General features: G+C 34.5%; 13 protein-coding genes. 9 read left to right on the top strand and 4 right to left on the bottom strand.

Annotated features, from left to right (window positions below; all coding sequences use genetic code 11):
• Window positions 1-53: 53 nt before the first annotated feature.
• The 6 genes from BUR17_RS09605 to BUR17_RS09580 all read left to right on the top strand — a co-directional run bounded on the left by BUR17_RS09605 (window position 54) and on the right by BUR17_RS09580 (window position 6,496).
• Window positions 54-509 (top strand): DUF1801 domain-containing protein, encoded by a 456-nt coding sequence (locus BUR17_RS09605; RefSeq protein ID WP_074230067.1) that lies wholly within the window; start codon window positions 54-56, stop codon window positions 507-509.
• Window positions 487-1,140, top strand: coding sequence for a YiiX/YebB-like N1pC/P60 family cysteine hydrolase (locus BUR17_RS09600; RefSeq protein ID WP_074230278.1), 654 nt, complete (start codon window positions 487-489; stop codon window positions 1,138-1,140). The genes BUR17_RS09605 and BUR17_RS09600 overlap by 23 nt, the downstream gene beginning before the upstream one ends.
• A 272-nt stretch (window positions 1,141-1,412) precedes the next feature.
• The gene (locus BUR17_RS09595; RefSeq protein WP_074230066.1) at window positions 1,413-1,718 is read left to right on the top strand and encodes an NIL domain-containing protein; all 306 of its coding nucleotides are present in this window, start codon (window positions 1,413-1,415) and stop codon (window positions 1,716-1,718) included.
• 265 nt (window positions 1,719-1,983) lie between these two features.
• Window positions 1,984-2,535 (top strand): LemA family protein, encoded by a 552-nt coding sequence (locus BUR17_RS09590; protein WP_074230065.1) that lies wholly within the window; start codon window positions 1,984-1,986, stop codon window positions 2,533-2,535.
• 3 nt (window positions 2,536-2,538) lie between these two features.
• The gene (locus BUR17_RS09585; RefSeq protein WP_074230064.1) at window positions 2,539-4,491 is read left to right on the top strand and encodes a DUF2207 domain-containing protein; all 1,953 of its coding nucleotides are present in this window, start codon (window positions 2,539-2,541) and stop codon (window positions 4,489-4,491) included.
• A 10-nt stretch (window positions 4,492-4,501) separates the two neighbouring features.
• Window positions 4,502-6,496 (top strand): DUF2207 domain-containing protein, encoded by a 1,995-nt coding sequence (locus BUR17_RS09580; protein WP_143747551.1) that lies wholly within the window; start codon window positions 4,502-4,504, stop codon window positions 6,494-6,496.
• 233 nt (window positions 6,497-6,729) lie between these two features.
• Here BUR17_RS09580 and murA read toward each other — a convergent pair whose 3' ends face one another.
• From murA to BUR17_RS09560, 4 genes are all read right to left on the bottom strand, one after another.
• The gene (gene murA / locus BUR17_RS09575) at window positions 6,730-8,037 is read right to left on the bottom strand and encodes a UDP-N-acetylglucosamine 1-carboxyvinyltransferase (RefSeq protein WP_074230062.1); all 1,308 of its coding nucleotides are present in this window, start codon (window positions 8,035-8,037) and stop codon (window positions 6,730-6,732) included.
• Window positions 8,037-8,693 (bottom strand): DUF4290 domain-containing protein, encoded by a 657-nt coding sequence (locus BUR17_RS09570; protein ID WP_074230061.1) that lies wholly within the window; start codon window positions 8,691-8,693, stop codon window positions 8,037-8,039. The genes murA and BUR17_RS09570 overlap by 1 nt, the downstream gene beginning before the upstream one ends.
• Window positions 8,694-8,812: 119 nt before the next feature.
• Window positions 8,813-9,226 (bottom strand): thiol-disulfide oxidoreductase DCC family protein, encoded by a 414-nt coding sequence (locus tag BUR17_RS09565; protein ID WP_074230060.1) that lies wholly within the window; start codon window positions 9,224-9,226, stop codon window positions 8,813-8,815.
• 8 nt (window positions 9,227-9,234) lie between these two features.
• Complete coding sequence (locus BUR17_RS09560) at window positions 9,235-9,696, bottom strand: heme-binding domain-containing protein (RefSeq protein ID WP_074230059.1); 462 nt, start codon at window positions 9,694-9,696, stop codon at window positions 9,235-9,237.
• 346 nt (window positions 9,697-10,042) lie between these two features.
• Between BUR17_RS09560 and katG the strand changes: the two genes are divergently transcribed.
• From katG to upp, 3 genes are all read left to right on the top strand, one after another.
• Window positions 10,043-12,316, top strand: coding sequence for a catalase/peroxidase HPI (gene katG, locus BUR17_RS09555; RefSeq protein ID WP_074230058.1), 2,274 nt, complete (start codon window positions 10,043-10,045; stop codon window positions 12,314-12,316).
• Window positions 12,317-12,575: 259 nt separating this feature from the next.
• Window positions 12,576-13,886, top strand: coding sequence for a ribosome biogenesis GTPase Der (gene der, locus BUR17_RS09550; RefSeq protein ID WP_074230057.1), 1,311 nt, complete (start codon window positions 12,576-12,578; stop codon window positions 13,884-13,886).
• 76 nt (window positions 13,887-13,962) lie between these two features.
• Complete coding sequence (gene upp / locus BUR17_RS09545; RefSeq protein WP_074230056.1) at window positions 13,963-14,616, top strand: uracil phosphoribosyltransferase; 654 nt, start codon at window positions 13,963-13,965, stop codon at window positions 14,614-14,616.
• Window positions 14,617-14,628: the final 12 nt, after the last annotated feature.

The following is a 14,628-nucleotide window of genomic DNA, read 5'->3' as shown; positions in this document are numbered from 1 at the left end:
AAGATTTCGATTTAATTAAAACCTTTATTTTAAATTTGTTAAAAATTGAAACAATGCAAATTCCATCAACATCAGTAGAAGGTTATATCTCAAAAATTCCTGAAGAAAGACAGGCGGTTTTCAAAAAAATGTTTGATACAGTTAATGATAATCTACCTCAAGGATTTAGCCAAGGTGTCAGTTATGGAATGGTAGGATGGAATGTTCCTTTAGAAACTTTTCCTGCGGGTTATCATTGCACACCTGGTTCGGCGCTTCCTTTTATGGGAATGGCTTCGCAGAAAAATTTTATCGCCTTATATCATATGGGAATGTATGCAAAACCTGAACTTTTAGACTGGTTTGTGGCAGAGTTTCCTAAACATTCAAAAAGAAAACTGGATATGGGGAAATCATGTATCCGTTTCAAAAAAATGGATGAAATTCCTTTTGAATTAATTGCCGAACTGAGTAAAAAAATGACTGTAGATGAATGGATCAATATTTATGAAAGCAATCTTAAAAAATAGATTTCTATTAAACTTAGTTCTCTTAATTTCAATTTTACTTTTTGTTGTAAACTGTAAAAATTCTCAGACTTTAGGTTTGAAAAATGGAGACCTGTTGTTTGTTACGGCAAAAGAAAGTGGCTTGTCGGGTGCAATCAATAATGTGACGCAAAAACAGAAAAATGCTTCCTTCGATCATATCGGAATTTTGCAAAAAGATAAAACAGGTGTTTTTGTTCTTCACGCAGCACCAAAAGGTGGTTCTCAAAAACAGAATTTAAACGAATTTCTAAAAGATCAGGCGAATGACGGACAAAAAGTTGTTGCCTACAGATTAAAACCTCAATATCAGAAAAATATTCCTGATGCCATCGAAAAGGCAAATTCTATGTTGGGAAAGCCTTATAATTTCAACTATATTTTAGATGAAAATTCCTATTACTGTTCAGATTACATCGAAAGAGCATTTAGAAAAGATAAAATATTCACATTAGAACCGATGACTTTCGTTGATCCTAAAACAGGAAAAACAAATGTGTTTTGGGAAGAGTTTTATGCTAAAAAAAATCTTAAAGTTCCGGAAGGAGAGCTGGGCTGTAACCCGAACGGTTTGGCGGGTTCAGATAAAATCCAGCGTATTAAAGAATTATAATGATCTTTTTTGCCACGAATACACGAATTTAGTTTTTGCTATTTTATTTCATATAAATAGAATTCGTGCATTCGTGGCTTTTTATAAACATTTGTAAGTTGTAAAATTTGGGGAAACTGAAAGGCTTCTCTTTTTTTATGTTAAAATTAAAAAATATTAGTCCACTAATTTGGTGGACTAATATTTTTTTATACTTTTGTGAAAGAATTAATGAGAAAATATTTAAAAATATGTAATTCAGAAAGTATTATTTAATCAAAAATGTTTTAGTTATGATTACAACCAATGTGCAGGCTTTGCCAAAAAATGTAAACCTTATCCGAAAAGAACTGATCCTTGAAGTAGAACTGAATGGGAAAATGAAATTCGACCATCTTTTAAATGCTATTTATCAGCAGATGGGAATTTGTTACAAAGTATTAAGCGCAAATGTGGAGTATATGAACGGAAACAATTTTGGCTCATTTCAATTATACATCAATGCAACAGATGAAGAATCTCAGGAATTAGAATTTTTCCTTAATCATAATAAACTCTTGAATACCACTGTCGAATATACCTGCAGAAAGTATTCATAAAGCTGTACGTCCATATAGTTTGAGGAGCGTTCAATTTATTGAGCGCTTTTTTTATTTTTTTAATCTAATTTATGTTAGGATTATTCTGGATTACCGTCAGTTCGAGTAAAATTCTGCAAGAATTTGTATCGAGAACTTTTGTTATGAACTTCTCGATACAATTTTTTCAAAATCTACTCGAAGTGACGGAATTAATATTCATTATAGATTTTATTCAATTCTCCGAGAAAAAGATTATTTTTAATCTAAATTAAATTACAAAATTATGATTGCACTTATTATTGGTGGTGTTTTGGTTATTGCCTTACTTTACGGAGTATCTATCTACAATCGCCTCGTAAAATTGAGAAATCTCGTTCAGGAAGCTTGGAGTAGTATTGATGTAATGCTTAAAAAACGTCACGATCTGATCCCAAATTTGGTTGAAACGGTAAAAGGTTACGCTACTCACGAACGTGAAACTCTTGAAAATGTTACCAAAGCAAGAAATTTGGCGGTGGGAGCAGATTCTGTGGAAGCTAAAGAGGCAGCAGAAAAAAATCTGAACCAGGCAATGATGAATTTATTTGCTGTCGCAGAGCAATATCCCGATTTAAAGGCCAATGCAAACTTCCAGCAACTACAGGCTGAGCTAAGTTCAATTGAAAACGATATAGAAAAATCCAGAAGATATTACAATGGAACAGTAAGAGAAAACAATACTTTGGTAGAGTCTTTCCCGAGCAATATTATCGCCAATATGTACAAATTTGAAAAGTCTAAATTCTTCGAGCTTGAAAATATTGCCGAAAGAGAAGTTCCTAATGTAAAATTTTAAGGAATGAAAAAGCTTATAGCATTTCTTTTTCTTATTTTCTTTTCTCTGGGTTTTGCGCAGAATGCTGAAGGAGCTGTAGCTGTTGGTGAAGAGCAGACCGGTTTTGTAAGTGGTCCTGAAAAGATTCTGTCTTTTCATGCAGACATTGATGTCGATAAAAATTCTGGACTGAGCATTACTGAAAAAATAAAAGTTCACAGTGAAGGTAATGAAATTAAACGTGGGATTTTCCGCTCACTGCCTTTGGTAAGAAATCTGAATGACAGAACTCAAAAAGTAAAATACAACATCGTTTCGGTAAAGAAAGACGGTGTTGATGAAGATTTTCACGAAGAAATTGAGGATGGTTATCTTAAAGTGTATGTGGGAAATAAGGATGTCATTTTGTCTCCGGGAGATTACAATTACGAAATAAAATATACCACCGAAAAGCAGATTGGTTTTTTTGAAAAGTATGATGAATTATACTGGAATGTAAATGGTAACGAATGGAATTTTCCTGTTGACAGTATTTCAGCAACAGTAAATCTTCCGCAAGGTGCGGGAATTATTCAGAATTCTTGTTATAAAGGTGCTTACGGAAGTGCTTCTCAGGATTGTCTAGCAAAAGTTCTTTCTGAGCATTCAATTGAATGGAGTGCAAAAGATTTGGGATCTGGTGAAGGTCTCACAATTGCGGTTGGTTTCAAAAAAGGAATTATGGTTCCGCCACCGCCGCCAACTTTTCTTGAAAAATTTGGAATTCTGATTGCCGGAATTATCATTTTTTTAGGATTGCTGTTGTATTATTATTCAACCTGGAAAAAATATGGAGTCGATCCTGAAAAGCCTACTATTTATCCACAATTCAATTCACCGGATGATTTGTCACCGGCTTCTTTAGGCTATATTCATAATGAAAGTTTTAAAAATAAATACCTCACCGCCGCTTTGGTCAATTTGGCCATAAAAGGTTATGTTCAGATTGTTGAAGATGAAGATCCCGGAATTTTTGGTTTGTTTAAAACGAAAAAGTTTACGGTAAAAAAACTGAAGAACCCAGATCAGAATCTACCAAAAGAGGAAATTAATTTGATGAACAATCTATTTTCTAATATTTCAGACAGTATGAAATTTGACGGAAAATATGATTCTAAAATAGAACAGGCTGTTCGAAGTTTTCAATCAACGCTTAAATTTCAGCATGATAAAATGTTGAACGAAGGGAATAATTCTAAAAAGCTCATTTTACCGATCTTAGTGATCTTAGGAGTTTATTTTCTCGGGCTTTTCATAAGCTTCACCATTTTCCCGGAATTTGAAAAAGTGTTTTTAGGAATTTTCCTTCTTGCTGTTTTAACGGTGGCTTTTGTGGTTGCAATTATTTTGTTCAAATTTTTTCCTGGTTTATTTAAGATTTTCTTAGTTTTTCCAGTCATTGCCTTTGTCCTTTTAGGAATGCTTATTTATAAAGGAAGCGATTTTACGATCGACAATAATTTTAATATTTGTTATATTTTTATTGTCTTAGGGTTTATGTCTTTGGTGATTTATCAGTTTTTAATTAAACGTCCTTCAGAAGAGAAGTTGAGAAAAAAATCTTTGATTGATGGTTTCAAAATGTACATGGGAGCTGCCGAAAATCAACAGCGTAAATTTCATAATCCTCCGGAAATGACGCCACAGTCTTTCGAAAAACTATTGCCTTTTGCAATGGTTTTGGGTGTTGATGAAATTTGGGGCAAAAAATTCGATGATCTGCTCAAAAAAATGTCTTATGAATATCAAAGCAATTGGTACGTTGGTTTATCGATGAATCATTTTGCAATGGCAAGTGTGCTCAATTCCAGTTTAACCAATTCTATACAGTCTTCAGCGACACAACCTTCAAGTTCAGGAAGCAGTTCTGGTTCCGGATCTGGTGGCGGCGGTTTTTCCGGTGGCGGTGGCGGTGGCGGCGGTGGCGGTGGCTGGTAAAATTTTAGATATGAAAAATTGTATACAAATCATTGCTTTATTTTTCTGTTTTCTTGTTTTTGCACAGAATGAAGTCCCTACACTGGCTGTCGTTCCGGAAGAATCTGTGGATTTTGATCAAAATAATATTCAGAGGGAGAGAATTATTTCTTTTCGTTCTGATATTCATATTGCCGAAAACGCTGATGTTACCGTAACGGAAACCATCAAAGTTTTTGCGAATGGAAATGAAATTAAAAGAGGAATTTTTCGTGCTTTACCAACCGTAAGAAACATTAACGGCAGAAAAGAAAGTGTTTTTTACAAAGTCGTTGCTATTGAAAGAAATGGTGTAAAAGAATCTTACCATACCAAAAAGGAGGGTGGTATTTTTACGATTTATATCGGGAATAAAGATGAGCAACTTGCCTCAGGTTTTTATACCTACAAAATTATTTATCAAACGCAGGATCAGATTGGTAAATTCAAAGGATATGATGAATTTTATTGGAATGTAAACGGAACCGATTGGAGTTTTCCTGTTGAAAACATTCAGGCAATAGTTCATTTGCCTAAAAATGCAGATATTATTCAGAATTCTTGTTATACAGGCGGAGAAGAAAGTAAAGATCAGAATTGCACCAGAAAAAAAATATCATCTACACAGATTGAATTTAATGCTAAGAATTTAAATCCACACGAAAACCTTACCATAGCTGTAGGTTTTAAAGCCGGTGTTTTAAAAGAGCCTTCAGGTTTTTCTAAATGGATCAATAGAAATTGGCCAAGCCTTTCATTAGTTATCGTTGGTTTTTATCTGTTGTTTTTCTACTATAAAAACTGGAAGAAATACGGGAGAGATCCTGAAAAACCTGTAGTGATTCCACAGTTTAATGCACCAAATAATCTTTCACCTGCATCTTTAGGATACATCGATAAAGGTGAATTTGATGCCAATCTGGTGACAGCAAATCTTGTAGATCTTTCTATTAAAGGTTTTGTAGATATTGATGAGGTAAAAGACATTAAAGAAACTTTTCTCTCAAAAATGTTCACTTTAAAAAAGCTGGGATCAGAAAACAGCAGTTTGCAGAGCGATCAAAAGAGGCTTTTAAAAAAGCTATTTGGAAAAGAAAAGGAAGTTTCGGTAAACGGTACTTATAATTCTAAAATTAAAAAAGCGGTTGATGATTTTAAAGAATTTATTACTGAAGAAAATAAAATTTTTGTAGAAAAAGTTTCTAACAAAAAGATTGTTTACAAAGCCTTGAAGATTATTCTAATAACTTTTTTTCTTGCTTTAATTATAAGTTCTTTAATAACATGGAGTTTTCAAACATTACTTATAGCTTCTGTTATAATTATTTTTGCAAGTCTCTTTGCTACGATATTGGTATTGACTTGGCAGGAAGGAAATAAGCTTATCTTTTTGGTTGTACTTATGTTTTCTATGACGTTTATAGTGCCGATGTTTTTCATGGCATTTGCAGATTCTGATGATATTACAGCCATTGAATCGAACTGTTTTAAATTTTTAATATTCGGAATTATTTCGATTTTAATATTTCGTTATTTAATAAATAAACCGAGCGAAGAAAAAGTGAAAATGGAATCTGAGATTGATGGTTTCAAAATGTACCTGAGTGCAGCTGAAGAAAATCAGCTTCAATTTCATAACCCTCCGGAAATGACTTCAGATGTATATGAGAAATTTCTTCCGTATGCTATTGTTTTTGGAGTTGAAGGAATCTGGGGCAAAAGGTTTAGAGATAAACTGCAGGAAACCATTGATTCTGCTCAACCTTATGAAAATGTTCAGTATAATTTTGGATACAGCTTTGCTGGTGCTTTTACAAGTACTCTTAACGAAACAACAGTAGTTCCGGTGAGTAGCGGTTCTTCATCTTCTTCATCGAGTTCTTCAGGAAGTTCATCATCTTATTCTGGTGGATCAAGTTCCAGCGGTTCTTCTGGTGGTGGATCTTCCGGCGGCGGCGGTGGAGGTGGTGGTGGAGGCGGTTGGTAGCCGATCTTCATTAAAAGCATTAAAAAAAGATTTTGATTTAATAAATTAATTTTCTTTTAAATAAAGAGCCTTGACAAGGCTCAAAGATTAAGCATTTACATTCCTAATAAAAAAGCGTTCAGAAAAATAATTCTGAACGCTTTTTATATTTTAAATTGAATAGTAAAAATTAATTTATGCTAATAACTAATAACTAATAACTAATAACTAATAACTAATAACTAATAACTAAATCAAATTCTCTCAATATCCGCTCCAATCGCTTTCAATCTTCCATCGATATTTTCATAACCACGGTCGATTTGTTCGATATTATGAATGATTGATTTTCCTTCTGCTGAAAGTGCTGCAATTAAAAGTGCGTTTCCTGCTCTGATATCCGGAGAAACCATGGTTGTTCCACGAAGTGGAGATTCCTGATTTAAACCGATAACGGTAGCTCTGTGCGGATCGCATAAAATAATTTGTGCACCCATATCGATTAATTTATCAACGAAAAATAATCTCGATTCAAACATTTTCTGATGTACCAAAAGACTTCCTTTTGCCTGAGTTGCCACAACCAAAATAATAGAAAGTAAATCTGGCGTAAATCCTGGCCAAGGCGCATCTGAAACCGTAAGAATAGATCCGTCGATAAATTTCTGAATTTTATAATGTTCCTGAGACGGAATGTAAATATCATCACCACTTTGTTCAAGCTGAATTCCCAATTTTCTGAATGTATTTGGAATAACTCCTAATTGGTTCCAGTTGACATTTTTAATGGTGATTTCAGATTTTGTCATTGCTGCAAGACCAATCCAAGAACCGATTTCTACCATATCCGGAAGCATCGTATGTTCTGTTCCGTTTAGATGAGTTACTCCTTCAATCGTCAATAAATTTGAACCGATTCCGGAAATATTCGCACCCATTCTGTTCAGCATCTTACAAAGTTGCTGTAGATACGGTTCGCAAGCTGCGTTGTAGATTCTTGTTTTTCCTTTCGCTAAAGCTGCAGCCATTACAATGTTTGCAGTTCCTGTAACAGAAGCTTCTTCCAAAAGGATAAATTTTCCGTTAAGCTCTTTTGCTTTTAAAGAATAGAAATACTCTTCCTCATCATAATGAAATTCTGCACCAAGTTCTACTAAACCTTGAAAGTGAGTGTCTAATCTTCTTCTTCCTATTTTGTCACCTCCCGGAGTTGGCATATAAGCTTCACCATAACGAGCCAACATGGGTCCCATCAACATAATTGAACCTCTCAGTTTAGCACCGTCTTTTTTAAATTCGTTAGACTTTATATAATCAAAATTGACATTATCTGCCTTGAAAGTGTAATCTCCATGAGCATTTTTGGTCACTTTTACACCAAAGTCCCCCAAAATTTCAATGAGTCTGTTGACATCGTGGATGTCTGGAATATTTTTAATTCTTACCTCTTCATCAGTTAGCAAAACTGCACACAAAATTTGAAGAGCTTCATTTTTCGCTCCCTGTGGAGTGATTTCACCTTGCAGTCTTTTTCCTCCTCTTATTTGAAATGTTCCACTCATTACCTTCTGTTCTTATGATTATTGTTGTTATTGTTAAATCTTCTTTTTGCGGGTTGGTTTTTGTTGTTTGTGTTTTTATTGTTGTTATTCCTGTTGTTATTGGTAGCATAGTAGATTTTGCTCTTCTCTAAGCTTTCAATACCTGTAAGGTCTAATCTGTTTTGCGAAAGTTCTTTCAAATGACGGAAAATCACATCATCTGTTACATGTTCTTTGTTGTAAACATTGTAAGACTTTTTCATATTATTGGCAATCACTTCGATTAAGGCTTCTTTTTCGTCGCCTGCTTCAAGCTCGATTGCTTTTTCAATTAACTGAAGAATACTTTTTCCATAAAATTTGAAATCTCCCTGAAGTTTAGGGTATTCCATTCTTTTTGGCTTTTCTGCAAGTTCTTCTTTTGTAGGGAAAGGATATGGGGAATCTACATCTAAATCATGATTAGCAAGAATATAGAGGTGATCCCAAAGTTTATGTTTGTAATTTTCTTCGTCGCGGAGCTGTGGGTTTCTCTGACCCATAAAATCAATGATTGCCATTGCCATTTCGTTTCTTTCGTCTTTGTCTGAAACTTCTTTGCAACGCTCAACCAACTGTTGTATAATTCTGCCATATTCTGGCATATTGAGATGAGTTTTTTGGGTATTGTATTCCATAGTCTGCAAATATATGGATTAATAAAAATAATGCTTCGAAAAACTTAAATGTTTATAAAAATTTAATAAAAATATTTAAGATTTTCTTATAGTAATCTGATACCAAATTCTGAACCAAATCAGACTTCAATAAATTTCTTTTTCTGATGTTGATCGGGTAGGAAGCACTTTTGAGCCGAAAGCTTCATTCTGTTTTCAGAAATTTTGTTGTAAATTTTATCACTTATAAATGTAGGAATCAATTTTCCGATCACTGATAAATTATAAATTCCGCCTAAAAGATTGGCGATTTTTAGAACAGCTTTAGATTTAATAAGATAATATTGATGAGGTTTCCAAAGATAAAGTGTGTTGAACTGTTTTGTTTCCAGACCTCTTTCCGATAAAAATTTCTGCCCGAAATCTGATTGCAGGGAAGCAAACATAAACTGATCTTTTTGATCTTTTTCAAGAATCCACTGCACCCAAAAATTGCATACACCGCATTCACCGTCAAAAAATACAATATGTTTTTGTTCCCAAATTTCCGGCATGATTTCTATTATTCTGTTTTAAATTTTGTTTCCCGAATCTCTCTTTTAAAATAAGTAATCAGTTCTTTTCTTTGAGCTTCGGTTAGTTTCGCGTCTTGATGTCCCAAATAATAAGATTCCAAAGGCATTTCATGTTTCTCGAGCATTTCTACACATTCCTCCATTTTATGGATCTGTCTCTTCGGCTCGTAAGTAGCAAATGTAGAGAAATTAAGATGTTTTCTTCCTTCATCGATGTGATTTTTTATCCACCAGGAAGCCGGAGCAAGATTGGTGTACCATGGATATTTAGTTTCGTCAGAATGACAGTCGTAACACGAGTTGGTAATCAGTTTTGCTATTTCCGGAGAAGTATGGGTTTTAATTTTTAAAAAATCCATTCCCGGATTCAACGGCTTGTTGGTTTTATCAATCGGAAAAAACTGGATGATTATAAAAGCGACAAGAAGAATGATCATTACTTTTTTCATACGCTGAGATTTGAGTTTCTAAACTAATAAAGATATTAAATTTTTAGCAATGTATTAATATGATAAATTTTGAAACAGAGGTTTTAAATTGAATAATTCTAAATACGGGTACTTATTCTTGGTTTTTATCTAAAGTAATGCCAAATTTTATTAACTTAATTGCATTGTTATGTATTTTTTAGACTGTGCAAATTGGAATCGATAGTTAATTTGTTGTTATAGTTTTTAACTATTGTAAAAATTTTATTGATAGATTGTGTTTATTGATTAAGCATTGTAAGTTTGCATAGTTGTAAAGCAGATAAAATTATTAAAACGTTAAACCAACATAAAAAATTAAACTAAAATGGAAAATGATTTAAACGACATTAGTAAATGCCCGTTTCATAACGGAACTATGAAAAAAGAAAACGTTGCAGGAGGCGGAACCAACAATAAAGATTGGTGGCCGGATCAGTTAAGGGTTGATATTCTAAGACAGCATTCGTCTTTATCAAATCCTATGGAAAAAGATTTTGATTATGCTGAAGCTTTTCAAAGTCTCGATCTAGAAAGTGTAAAAAAAGATCTTCATGCATTAATGACCGATTCGCAGGATTGGTGGCCTGCAGATTTTGGACATTACGGACCTTTGTTCATTCGTATGGCTTGGCACAGCGCAGGAACGTATCGTGTAGGTGACGGAAGAGGTGGAGCGGGAGCGGGACAACAGCGTTTTGCGCCACTAAACAGCTGGCCGGATAATGTAAGTTTAGATAAAGCAAGAAGGTTACTTTGGCCAATCAAACAAAAATATGGCAAAAAAATATCATGGGCAGATCTTTTAATTCTTACAGGAAATGTTGCTCTTGAATCAATGGGTTTCAAAACTTTTGGGTTTGCAGGAGGTCGTGAAGATGTTTGGGAACCAGATCAGGATGTATATTGGGGAACGGAAAAAACTTGGTTAGGCGGAGATCTTCGTTATGCACACGGTTCTCCGGGTGTTGAAGGTCATGGTGTTCTTCCCGCAGAAGATGATTCTGAAGTTAATCATTCCAGAAATCTTGAAAAGCCTTTGGCGGCAGTGCAAATGGGACTTATCTATGTAAATCCTGAAGGTCCGGACGGAAATCCTGACCCGATTTTAGCAGCAAAAGATATTCGTGATACTTTCGGAAGAATGGCAATGAATGATGAGGAAACAGTTGCGTTAATTGCAGGTGGACATACATTTGGTAAAACTCACGGTGCAGGCCCCGCAGATCATGTAGGCAAAGAACCTGAAGCAGCCGGAATTGAAGCGCAAGGATTTGGATGGAACAGTTCTTATAAATCTGGAAAAGGTCCTGATGCAATCTCAAGTGGATTAGAAGTAACTTGGACTGAAAAACCAACGGAATGGAGTAATCTTTTCTTTAAAAATTTATTTGAAAACGAATGGGAATTGACTAAAAGTCCAGCTGGAGCTCATCAATGGGTGGCGAAAAACGGAGCCAACATTATTCCTGATGCCTTTGATCCCAATAAAAAACACAGAGCAACCATGCTTACAACGGATCTTTCGTTAAGATTTGATCCTGTTTATGAAAAAATATCAAGAAACTTTTTTGAAAATCCTGATGCTTTTGCAGATGCCTTTTCTCGTGCCTGGTTTAAATTGACACATAGAGATATGGGGCCGAAAGTTCGTTATTTAGGTTCTGAAGTTCCTTCTGAGGAATTAATCTGGCAAGATCCGATTCCTGAAGTGAATCATGAATTGGTAGATAATTCTGATGTTGATTCTTTAAAATCAAAAATTTTAAATTCTGGATTAAGTATTTCTGAATTGGTTTCTACAGCTTGGGCTTCAGCTTCAACTTTCAGAGGGAGTGACAAACGAGGAGGAGCAAACGGAGCAAGAATTCGTTTGGCTCCGCAAAAAGATTGGGCAGTGAACAATCCTGTTCAGTTGCAGAAAGTTTTATCTGTTTTGGAAAATATTCAGAATGATTTTAATAATTCTCAATCTGGAAATAAAAGAGTCTCATTAGCAGATTTAATTGTTTTGGCAGGAAGTACAGCGGTTGAAAAAGCAGCAAGAGATGCCGGACAAAATGTTTCTGTTCCTTTTGCTCCGGGTCGTATGGATTCTTCACAAGAGCAGACAGATGTAGAGTCAATGGGATATTTGGAGCCTGCAGCAGATGGTTTTAGAAATTATTTAAAGAAAAAATTCTCAGTTTCTACAGAATCTTTATTAATTGATAAAGCGCAATTGTTAACGCTTACTGCGCCGGAATTAACGGTGTTGATTGGTGGAATGCGTGCTTTAGATACCAATTTTGATGGTTCTAAAAACGGAATATTTACTCAGCGTCCCGGAATTCTAACAAATGATTTCTTTGTAAATCTTTTGGATATAAAAACGCAATGGAAAGCTATTTCAGAAGATAACGAATTGTATATGGGGACTGATCGATCAAGCGGACAACCAAAATGGACAGCAAGTCGTGCAGATTTAGTCTTCGGTTCAAATTCTGAATTGAGAGCATTAGCTGAAGTATATGCAAGTTCGGATGCTCAGGAGAAATTTGTAAAAGATTTTGTGGCAGCTTGGACGAAAGTAATGAACTTAGACCGATTTGATTTAAAATAGCTTATAAATCATATTTTTATAAAGACAGTCGTTTGACTGTCTTTTTTTGCTTTAGTTATTATGGTGATTAAGTATAAGTTCATTAAAAATTAGAATGATAAAAAACAACTATTTAAAAATATCAAATTCACAATCAGAGAGATTTTTATTGCTTAAATAATAAAAGCTTATCTTTGCAAAAAATTGAGCTCCAAAAGTTGGAGTAACTCATTGATAATCTTGTCCTATCGCTTTGTCGAAGGATTATTAAACATTTTTTATGTCAAATATTGTTGCTATTGTTGGGCGTCCCAACGTAGGAAAATCCACGTTATTTAATCGTTTATTAGAAAGAAGAGAGGCTATTGTAGACTCTACTGCTGGTGTAACGAGAGACCGTCATTACGGAAAATCTGACTGGAATGGTGTAGATTTTACTGTAATTGATACCGGAGGTTATGATGTTAATAACGATGATGTTTTCCAGGGAGAAATTTCTAAGCAGGTGCAATTGGCGATTGACGAAGCTACATCAATTATTTTTATGTTGAATGTAGAAGAAGGTCTTACCGATACGGATCACGAGATCCACGAAATGCTGAGAAGATCAAATAAACCTACTTACATCGTAATCAATAAAGTAGATTCAGCGAAAGAAGAGGTTGATGCTACGGAATTTTACCAGTTAGGAATCGAAAAATATTATACTATTTCTTCTGCAACAGGTTCTGGAACAGGTGAGATTTTGGATGATATTGTAAGAGATTTCCCAACTACAGATTATAAAGATCCTTTTGAAGGATTGCCAAAAATCACCATTGCAGGTCGTCCAAACGTAGGAAAATCTACAATGACGAATGCATTGCTTGATGCTGAAAGAAATATTGTAACGGACGTTGCAGGTACTACAAGAGATAGTATTCAGACATTGTATAATAAATTCGGACACGAGTTTGTGTTGGTAGATACAGCCGGAATGCGCCGTAAATCTAAAGTAAATGAAGATTTAGAATTCTACTCTGTAATGAGGTCTATTCGTTCTATTGAATATTCTGACGTGGTGATCATCATGGTTGATGCTACTTTAGGATGGGAATCTCAGGATATGAATATCTTTGGTCTTGCTCAGAAAAACAGAAAAGGCATCGTAATCGTTGTCAACAAATGGGATTTAATTGAAGACAAACAAACAAATACCATCAGAGATTTCGAAAAATCAATCAGAGATAAAATCGGTCAGTTCAGTGATATTCCAATTTTGTTTGTTTCGGCTTTAACGAAGCAGAGAATTTTGAAAGCTGTAGAAATGGCTATGACTGTTTACGAAGATCGTAAGAAGAAAATTAAAACTTCTAAGCTAAACGAAATTATGCTTCCGATTTTTGAAGCAACTCCACCACCTGCAAACAAAGGGAAATACATTAAAATCAAATATTGCGTACAGCTTCCAACGCCGTCACCGCAGTTTGTATTCTTCTGTAACTTACCACAATATGTAAAAGAACCATACAAGAGATTTACTGAAAACCAATTGAGAAAAGAGTTCGGGTTTACCGGAGTTCCTATCGAAGTGTATTTCAGACAAAAATAATTTTACCAATCCCTTTTAGATTTTCTAAGAGGGATTTTATTCTTAATTAAATTTTATATTAAAGCTTTTCAAAATAATGAATACAGTCTTATTATCAGAACAGTTTTCTTTGGTTAATACTTGGATTAATGAACTTAGAAACGTAGAAATTCAGCACGACCGAATGAGATTCCGTAGAAATATGGAAAGAATCGGTGAAATTGCAGCATTTGAAATAAGTAAAAGTTTAGAACAGAAAGAAGTTGAAATTCAAACTCCTTTAGATACGATTAAAGTAAAAGAAATTGCTGTTCAACCTGTAATTACCACAATTTTAAGAGCGGGAGTTCCTTTGTTTGAAGGGATTTTAAATTATTTGGATAGAGCAGATTGCGGTTTTGTAGCTGCGTATAGAAAACACGATGCCAACGATTATTTTTCAATCAAACAGGATTATCTTACCTGTCCGAATATTGACGGAAGACCTTTAATTGTTGCAGATCCTATGTTGGCAACCGGAGCTTCTTTAATTGAAGCGATTAAAGATTTGCTAACCAACGGAACGCCTACTCAGCTTCATATTGTAGCAGCAATTGCTTCAAAGGAAGGTGTTGAAACCATCGAAAAAGCCTATCCTGATGCAAAAATTTGGGTTGGAGCAATTGATGAAAATTTAACTTCAAAAGGATATATTACACCAGGTTTAGGTGATGCCGGAGATTTAAGCTACGGAGAAAAACTTCAGAGATAGTTTTAAAAAAAC

The sequence above is a fragment of the Chryseobacterium scophthalmum genome, from assembly GCF_900143185.1.
In the GTDB taxonomy this organism is placed as follows: domain Bacteria; phylum Bacteroidota; class Bacteroidia; order Flavobacteriales; family Weeksellaceae; genus Chryseobacterium; species Chryseobacterium scophthalmum.
Note: the sequence above shows the minus strand (reverse complement) of the source record. Positions and strands in the feature narration are given on the sequence as shown.